The sequence below is a fragment of the Cellulomonas sp. P4_B5_2 genome (assembly GCF_056402235.1).
Map to the genome: position 1 here is coordinate 1 of NZ_JBFUHU010000315.1, position 8,085 is coordinate 8,085.

9 protein-coding genes are annotated in these 8,085 nt (G+C 72.3%); 1 reads left to right on the top strand and 8 read right to left on the bottom strand.

Annotation, left to right across the window (positions count from 1 at the left end):
• The 4 genes from AC1DUQ_RS18285 to AC1DUQ_RS18300 form a co-directional block, all read right to left on the bottom strand.
• Positions 1-284 (bottom strand): NUDIX domain-containing protein (locus tag AC1DUQ_RS18285; protein ID WP_477074294.1); only part of this gene is annotated, 284 nt, incomplete at its 3' end.
• Between the two features lie 35 nt (positions 285-319).
• Positions 320-2,113 (bottom strand): acetyl/propionyl/methylcrotonyl-CoA carboxylase subunit alpha, encoded by a 1,794-nt coding sequence (locus AC1DUQ_RS18290; RefSeq protein WP_477074295.1) that lies wholly within the window; start codon positions 2,111-2,113, stop codon positions 320-322.
• A gap of 220 nt (positions 2,114-2,333) precedes the next feature.
• The gene (locus tag AC1DUQ_RS18295) at positions 2,334-2,798 is read right to left on the bottom strand and encodes an aromatic ring-opening dioxygenase LigA (RefSeq protein ID WP_477060337.1); all 465 of its coding nucleotides are present in this window, start codon (positions 2,796-2,798) and stop codon (positions 2,334-2,336) included.
• Positions 2,799-2,912: 114 nt separating this feature from the next.
• Positions 2,913-3,554, bottom strand: coding sequence for a Maf family protein (locus AC1DUQ_RS18300; protein WP_477060338.1), 642 nt, complete (start codon positions 3,552-3,554; stop codon positions 2,913-2,915).
• 139 nt (positions 3,555-3,693) lie between these two features.
• On the opposite strand from AC1DUQ_RS18300, the gene AC1DUQ_RS18305 reads away from it, so the two are divergent.
• Positions 3,694-4,395 carry a vitamin K epoxide reductase family protein gene (locus AC1DUQ_RS18305; RefSeq protein WP_477060339.1) on the top strand — a complete coding sequence of 234 codons (702 nt, stop codon included), beginning with the start codon at positions 3,694-3,696 and terminating at the stop codon, positions 4,393-4,395.
• Here the strand turns inward: AC1DUQ_RS18305 and AC1DUQ_RS18310 are convergent.
• The 4 genes from AC1DUQ_RS18310 to AC1DUQ_RS18325 form a co-directional block, all read right to left on the bottom strand.
• On the bottom strand, positions 4,385-6,136 hold the full coding sequence (locus AC1DUQ_RS18310) for a DUF885 domain-containing protein (protein ID WP_477074296.1): 1,752 nt from the start codon (positions 6,134-6,136) through the stop codon (positions 4,385-4,387). The genes AC1DUQ_RS18305 and AC1DUQ_RS18310 overlap by 11 nt on opposite strands.
• 49 nt (positions 6,137-6,185) lie before the next feature.
• Positions 6,186-6,416, bottom strand: coding sequence for an acyl-CoA carboxylase subunit epsilon (locus tag AC1DUQ_RS18315; RefSeq protein ID WP_477060341.1), 231 nt, complete (start codon positions 6,414-6,416; stop codon positions 6,186-6,188).
• On the bottom strand, positions 6,413-6,997 hold the full coding sequence (locus AC1DUQ_RS18320) for a hypothetical protein (RefSeq protein WP_477060342.1): 585 nt from the start codon (positions 6,995-6,997) through the stop codon (positions 6,413-6,415). Before AC1DUQ_RS18320 ends, AC1DUQ_RS18315 begins: the two co-directional genes overlap by 4 nt.
• The coding region (locus AC1DUQ_RS18325) for an acyl-CoA carboxylase subunit beta (RefSeq protein ID WP_477074297.1) at positions 6,994-8,085 on the bottom strand (1,092 nt) is incomplete at its 5' end. The genes AC1DUQ_RS18325 and AC1DUQ_RS18320, both read right to left, overlap by 4 nt.

An 8,085-nucleotide genomic window follows, 5' to 3' on the forward strand; every position in this document is an offset into this window, starting at 1 on the left:
GTGTAGGACCAGTCGGGGTGCTGGAGCACCCGCGACTCGCGCAGCCGGACGCCCTGGCGGTCGATGCCCGCCTCCTCCTCCGCCTCGCGCAGGGCGGCGTCCTCGGCGGTCTCGCCGGGCATCCGCGCGCCGCCGGGTACCCCCCACGTGCCGCCCTGGTCGCTCCACAGCGCTCGGTGCTGCAGCACCACGGCCAGCGGTTTCCCCTCGGCGTCCCGCCGGACGAGCAGCAGCCCCGCCGCACCGTGCAGGCCCCAGTGCCGGCGCCCGCAGGCGCACTCCACCCAGCCGTCGCCGGGGAGTCGTGGGTGGTGGATCGTCAGCCGACGATCTCGCAGATGGCGGTGCCGGCACTCACGCTCGACCCGACGCCCGCGGTCAGGGCCGTCACGGTTCCGGCGCGGTGCGCGACCAGCGGCTGCTCCATCTTCATGGCCTCGAGCACGACGACGAGGTCGCCCTCGGCCACGAGCGCGCCCTCGGCCACGGCGACCTTGACGATCGTGCCCTGCATCGGCGAGGCGAGCGTGGTGCCGTTGCTGCCTCCGTTGGTGCGGGCGGTCCGGCGCACCGGACGGCGCGCGCCCGGTCCGCTGGAGCCGCGACCGGGACCGCTCGGGCCGCGGCCCAGCGCGAGCGCCGCGGGCAGCACGACCTCGAGCCGCTTGCCGCCGACCTCGACGACGACGCGCTCCAGCGCCGCGGGTTCGTCGTCCTCCTCCTGCGGGGCGGCGGGGGCGAGGGCCGCGACGGTCTCCGCGAACTCCGTCTCGATCCAGCGGGTGTGCACCGAGAACGGCTGCGCCGGGTCGGCGGGCGCGAAGGCCTCGGCGTCCAGGACCGCGCGGTGGAACGGGACGACCGTCGGGATGCCGACGACCTCGAGCTCGGCGAGGGCGCGACGGGCACGGGCGAGGGCCTGCGGGCGGTCGGCGCCGGTGACGACGAGCTTGGCGATCATCGAGTCGAACAGCCCGGACACGCTGTCGCCCTCGACCACGCCGGAGTCGACGCGGACCCCCGGGCCGGAGGGGAACCGCAGCGTGGCGATCCGCCCCGGCGCCGGCAGGAAGCCCGCGCCCGGGTCCTCGCCGTTGATCCGGAACTCGATCGAGTGGCCGCGCGTCTCCACGTGGTCGTAGCCCAGGGGCTCGCCGGCGGCGATGCGCAGCTGCTCGCGGACCAGGTCGATGCCGCTGATCTCCTCGGTGACCGGGTGCTCGACCTGCAGGCGCGTGTTCACCTCGAGGAACGAGATGGTGCCGTCGGCCGCGACGAGGAACTCGCACGTGCCGGCGCCGACGTAGCCGGCCTCGCGCAGGATCGCCTTCGACGACTCGATGAGCTGGGTGTTCTGCGCGTCCGTCAGGAAGGGTGCGGGTGCTTCCTCGACGAGCTTCTGGTGCCGGCGCTGCAGCGAGCAGTCGCGCGTGGAGACCACGACGACCGTGCCGTGCTGGTCCGCCAGGCACTGCGTCTCCACGTGGCGCGGTCGGTCGAGGTACCGCTCGACGAAGCACTCGCCGCGCCCGAACGCCGCGACGGCCTCCCGGGTGGCCGACTCGAACATCTCGTCGATCTCACCCGACTCGCGGGCCACCTTCAGGCCGCGGCCGCCACCGCCGAACGCCGCCTTGATGGCGACGGGCAGGCCGTGCTCGGCGACGAACGCGTGGATCTCCTCGACGCCGGCCACCGGGTCGGAGGTGCCGGCGACCAGCGGGGCACCCGCACGCTGGGCGATGTGCCGCGCGCTGACCTTGTCCCCGAGGGCGTCGATGGCCGACGGCGGGGGACCGATCCAGACCAGGCCGGCGTCCAGCACCGCCTGGGCGAAGCCGGCGTTCTCCGCCAGGAACCCGTAGCCGGGGTGCACGGCGTCGGCACCGGAGCGCCGGGCGACGTCGAGCAGCTTGTTGATGTCCAGGTACGTCTCGGCCGCGCGAGCACCATTCAGCGCGAACGCCTCGTCGGCGACGCGCACGTGCAGCGCCTCCCGGTCGGTGTCGGCGTAGACGGCGACAGAGCCGATCCGGGCGTCGCGACAGGCTCGGGCGATGCGGACGGCGATCTCACCGCGGTTGGCGATGAGGACCTTGGAGATGGCGGGCACGGCTCACCGTAACGCCCGGGGCGTTCCGGACCCTCGCCCGTCGCCCGTGCCTCACCAAGATTGTCGATCCGGCCAACCGTCTAGGGCGGTCGTTTGTAGGGATCCTCAGGCGACGCGGGCGCGATGACCGCTCTGCGGCTGCGCGGTTGTCCGGTGGGCACAAGCGCGAGAGAGCCCGGCCCCCTGGGGGACCGGGCTCTCTCGGTGTGCGGTGAGGTCGTCAGACCGCGGCGAGCGCGTTGTCGTCCTTGACGACGGCGGCGGTGGCCGGCGCCACCTGGCGCAGTGCGAAGCCGATGAGGCCGAAGACGACGCCGATGCCCATGACCAGGGCGGCGACACCGAAGGCCACCACCGAGGTGAAGAGCGAGGCGCGGAGGAACGAGCCGTTCATCGCGACGGCGCGCAGCGGGTCTTCCTTGTCCAGCTCGGCGTAGGTCTTGCCGTCGGTCGCGGTCAGAGCGTGGTGGTTGATGATGTCCGCCTGGGCGAACGCCTCCCACGGGGTGTTCACTGCCTCGCCACCGAAGGCGGCTGCGTCGTCGGAGACCGTGATGTTCTCTGCGGCGAGGTGGCTGGACACCTGGCTCCAGGTGACGGCGCCGGCGACGAGGAAGACCGCGCCGGCGATGATCGAGAGGAGTCCGGCGAGGCGGACGAAGCGGGGGTTCGAGACGGTCGACATGATGAGTCCTTGGGTGCCCTGGGCGGTCCCGGCCTACCCGGACCCGGTGAACCTTGCGGGCTGGCTCACGTGAACATCGTGACGTGGCCCCCAGGGTCCTCCCTGGGACCTAGGTCAGGACTTGTTCCAGAGGCTCGGGATGGTCACTCCGACCTCGCCGAGCAGCTCGCGCAGCAGGGGCAGGCTCAGCCCGACGACGCCGTGGTGGTCGCCCTCGATCCGATCCACGAACGGGCCGCCGAGGCCGTCGACCGTGAACGCACCCGCCACGGACAGAGGCTCGCCCGTAGCGACGTAGGCGTCGATCTCCTCGTCGGACAGCGCGGCGAAGGTCACGGTGGTCGACGACGTCGCCCCGAGCATCGCCGGCACGTCCCGCTCGTCCATGAGCCAGTGCCCCGTGTGCAGCACGCCGGACCGCCCGCGCATCACCCGCCACCGGGCCGTCGCCTCGGCGGCGTCCGCGGGCTTGCCGAAGATCTGGCCGTCCAGCTCGAGCATCGAGTCGCAGCCGAGCAGCAGCAGGTCGTCGGCGTCCTCGAGCTCCTCGGGCAGGTTCCGGGACACGTCCTCGACCTTCGCCTGCGCCAGCAGGAGCACCGCGTCGGCCGGGTCGAGCGCCCCGAACCGGGCCGTGGCCGCGGCGAGCGCCGCGTCCTCGTCGACGTCCGACACGGCGACCAGCGGGTCGATCCCCGCGGCGAGCAGGGTGGCGCGGCGGGCGGGGGAGGCGGAGGCGAGCAGCAGACGGGTCACGGGTGGGGAGCCTAGTTCGTCGGTCGTCCGAAGGTCCTGGGTCGTGGCACAGTTCCGCGAGGCACAATGGGCGCGCGGGTGGTCGGGCGCGGCGGGCGGTACCGCCGGTCCGGGACCACGAGGGACGCAAGGAGACACCGTGGCTGACACGACGAGGCCGTCGAGCGAGGTGGGCGACGTCGCCGTCGACGAGTTCGACGAGCTCGACGAGCTCGAGGTCGATCCCGACCCCGACCTGCTCGAGCCCCCGAGCCAGACGTGGCGGACGCGCACCGCGATCGAGATGGCCGTCTCGGGCCTCTTCGGGCTGCTGGCGTCGTTCGTGCTCTCCATCGAGGCACTGGCGCTCGCGGCGGACAAGAACGCCACCTTCGCGTGCGACTTCAACTCGGTCATCAGCTGCGGCACGGTCGCCAGGAGCTGGCAGGCGCAGCTGTTCGGCTTCCCCAACGCGTACCTCGGCATCGCCGCCGAGGCCGTGGTGATCACCGTGGCGGTGGCCATCGCCGGCGGCGTCCGGTTCCCGCGCTGGTACATGCTCTGCGCGCAGGCGATCTACACGCTCGGCTTCCTCTTCGCCTGGTGGCTGTTCTTCGAGGCGTTCTTCGTCATCAAGGCCCTGTGCCCGTGGTGCTTGCTCATCACCGTGACGACGACGCTGGTGTGGGCCGGGCTGACCCGGCTGAACGTACGCGAAGGAGTGATCACCTTCCCGGGTCGGTGGGGACCGGCCGCTCGCCGGTTCGTGGCGCACGGCAACGACTGGTTCGTCACCGCCGCGCTCATCGTCCTGCTGGCCGTCGCGGTCCTCGCCAAGTACGGCTCCACGCTCATCGTCTGACGCGACAGACGCACGAAGGGGACGCGGTCTTCAGCACGTCCAGCGGCAGCGAGCCCATGCTCAGCGCCCGGGCGTGGAACGCGCGGATGTCGAACTCCTCACCGGCGGCCTCGGCCTTCGCCGCAGCGGCGTCGCGCGTCTGCTCCCAGAGGCGCTGGCCGATCTTGTACGAGGGAGCCTGACCGGGCCAGCCCAGGTACCGGTTCCACTCGAAGCGGATGAACGCCTCGGGCATGTTCACGTTGGCCTTGAGGAACTCCCAGCCCTTGTCGGCGTCCCACGTGCCGCCGCCCCACTCCTCGGGGGCCTCCAGACCGAGGTGCACGCCCAGGTCGAAGACCACGCGGGCCGCCCGCATGCGCTGGCCGTCGAGCATGCCGAGCCGGTCGCCCGGGTCGTCGAGGAAGCCCAGGTCGGCCATCAGGCGCTCGGCGTACAGGGCCCAGCCCTCGCCGTGGCCCGACGTCCAGCAGGCCAGCCTGCGCCACGTGTTGAGCGTCGCGCGCTCGAACACGGCCTGCCCCACCTGGAGGTGATGCCCCGGGACACCCTCGTGGTAGACGGTCGTCTTCTCGCGCCACGTGTTGAACGTGGTGACCTCCGGCGGCACGGACCACCACATGCGGCCCGGGCGGCTGAAGTCGTCGCTGGGACCGGTGTAGTAGATGCCACCGCTCTGCGTCGGGGCGATCTTGCACTCGAGTGTGAGCACGGGGACAGGGATGTCGAAGTGCGTGCCGTTGAGGGCGTCGATAGCCGCGTCGGACGTCTCCTGCATCCAGGCCTGCAGCGCTGCCGTCCCGTGCAGCGTGCGTGCCGGGTCCTCGTCGAGCTTGGCGACGGCCTGCTCGACCGTGGCGCCCGGACCGGCGATCTGCGTGGCGACGGCCTCCTGCTCGGCCACCACGCGGGCGAGCTCCTCGAGCCCCCACTGGTAGGTCTCCTCGAGGTCGACGGCGGCACCGAGGAACGCGCGGGACCACAGGGCGTAGCGCGCACGTCCGGCGGCGTCCTCCTGCGGGGCCTGCGGGGCGAGCTCGTCCTTGAGGAAGGCCGCCAGGGTCGCGTAGGCGCTGCGCGCGGCGGTGGCGCCGTGCTCCAGCTCGGCGCGGACCAGCGAGCACGCGGCGGACTCGTCGAGCACGGAGTCGACGGCCTCGCCGGTGATGAACGTGGTGAAGAACGAGCTCTCGGGGTCGGCCTGCTCGGCGGCCTGGCGGGCGCACTCCTCGACCTGCCGCACGGCGGCGACGTTGCCGGTGCTCGCGGCGAGGCGGAGGGACTCGATGTAGCCGTCGACCGCCCCCGGGAGCGCGTTGAGGCGGGCGGCGATGTTGGACCAGGCCTCGACGTCGCCCGTGGGCATGATGTCGAAGATGTCGCGCAGGCCCTGCACGGGCGAGGCGATGTTGTTGAGGTCCCGGAGGAACTCGCCGGCCTCGTGCAGCTCGACCTCGAGGCCGAGGCGCTCGCGCATGGCGGCGAGCGTGATCTCGTCGATCTCGTCGGTCGGGGCCACGCCGTCGAGGATCTGCAGCGTGTCGCGGGCGAGAGCTCCTCGGGCGTCGAGCCCGGCGGGCGAGAGGTCGGTCATCTCGGCGTCGTGACCGGCGATCCCCATGGCGGTGGCGCCGAGCGGGTCGAGGGTCGCGTACTGGGCGATGTAGGTCTCCGCGATCGTGTCGATCGGGGAGGCTGCGCGCTCGGCCGGCGCGCTCGGGGTGGTGGGCGTCGTTGTCACCCGCACGACCCTACTCGTCGGTACCGCCGCGGTCGGAGCGCTTTCCGGGTCAGCCGCGCAGGCTCCAGCGCCACACGTCCGGGCCCGGACGCAGCACGACACGAGAGCCGCGCATGGTGCGCCTGCGGTCCGCCCACGGAGCCGCGACCGCGCGGTCGGTGACCTCCGCCAGCCGCGCACGCTCGGACGCGGCGGCCATCAGCCCGGCCACCAGTGCCGCGAGCTCCATGTCGTCCGGCGTGCCGCGGACCACCTGCACGTGCGCGTCGCGCTCCGTCACGTCAGCCCCGTCACGTCGCCGTCGTCGTCCTCGTCGTCGGCCTCCTCGAGGTCCTCCTCGAACTCGACGGCCGCACCGCGGGACGCACCCCACTCGCCGACCTCGAACCCGGCGTCGACCAGGCGCTGCGCCAGCTCGGCACCCCCCTGCTCGACCAGGTCCAGCACGGACTCCAGGGACAGGTCCGACGTGCCGGGCGGAGGTCCGACGACGAACCCGAGGTGGAACGTGTCGATCTCGGCGTCGCTGCGTGGGGCGTCCGCGTCGCCGTGCTCGTCCTCGCCCCACGACATGCCCGTGAGGTCCGCGTGCACGCCCAGGCGCTCGTGCAGCAGGTCGTACAGCCGCGCGTTCAGGCCGCCGATCTCCGACTCCAGGACCAGGATGCGCGGGTCCTCGTCGGCCTCGGTCGAGCCGAACTCGGCGCGGACGCCCACCGCGGCGTCGACGTACCCGTGCAGGGCTGCGGAGAGCGCTGCGACGGCGGCGTGCAGGTCGGTGGCGTCGATGCCGACCAGCGGCTCGGGGCCGTGCGCCGGGTCGTCGTGCCCGCCGTGCTCGTCGTGCTGGTGCTCGCTCATAGGGGGATGTTCCCGTGCTTCTTCGGGGGGAGGCTGGCGCGTTTGGTGCGCAGCAGGCGCAGGGCCTTGGTGATCTCGGAGCGGGTCTTCGCCGGGGCGATCACCGCGTCCACGTAGCCGCGGTCGGCGGCGTCCCAGGGGTTCACGATCGCCTCCTCGTACTCCGCGGTCAGGCGTCGGCGCTCCGCCTCGACGTCGCCGCCGGCCTCGGCCACGGACTTCAATGCCCCGCGCTGCAGGATGTTCACCGCACCGCCGGCGCCCATGACGGCGATCTGCGCGGTGGGCCAGGCCAGGTTCACGTCGGCACCGAGCTGCTTGGAGCCCATGACGATGTACGCGCCACCGTACGCCTTGCGGGTGATGACGGTGACGAGCGGGACGGTGGCCTCGGCGTAGGCGTAGATGAGCTTGGCGCCGCGCCGGATGATGYCGTTCCACTCCTGGTCGGTGCCCGGCAGGAAGCCCGGGACGTCGACGAACGTGAGCACGGGGAGGTTGAACGCGTCGCACGTGCGCACGAAGCGGGCGGCCTTCTCGGCGGCGTTGATGTCGAGCGTGCCGGCCATGGACATCGGCTGGTTCGCCACGATCCCGACGGGGTGGCCTTCCACGTGGCCGAACCCGATGAGCACGTTCTGGGCGTACAACGGCTGCACCTCGAGAAGTACACCGTCGTCCAGCACGTGCTCCAGGACCGTGCGCATGTCGTACGGCTGGTTGTCCGAGTCGGGCAGGAGGGTGTCCAGCTCCTCGTCGGTCTCGTTCACCTCGAGGTCCGTCTCGTGGTCGAACGTCACCGGGTCCGTGAGGTTGTTCTGCGGCAGGTAGGTCAGCAGCGACCGGACGTAGTCGAGCGCGTCGTCCTCGTCGGAGGCCATGTAGTGCGCGACGCCGGAGCGGGTGTTGTGCGTGGTCGCGCCGCCCAGCTCCTCGAACCCGACGTCCTCGCCGGTGACCGCGCGGATGACGTCGGGGCCGGTGATGAACATGTTGGACGTGCCGTCGGCCATGACGATGAAGTCGGTCAGCGCGGGGGAGTAGACCGCGCCGCCCGCCGACGGGCCGAGGATGAGGCTGATCTGCGG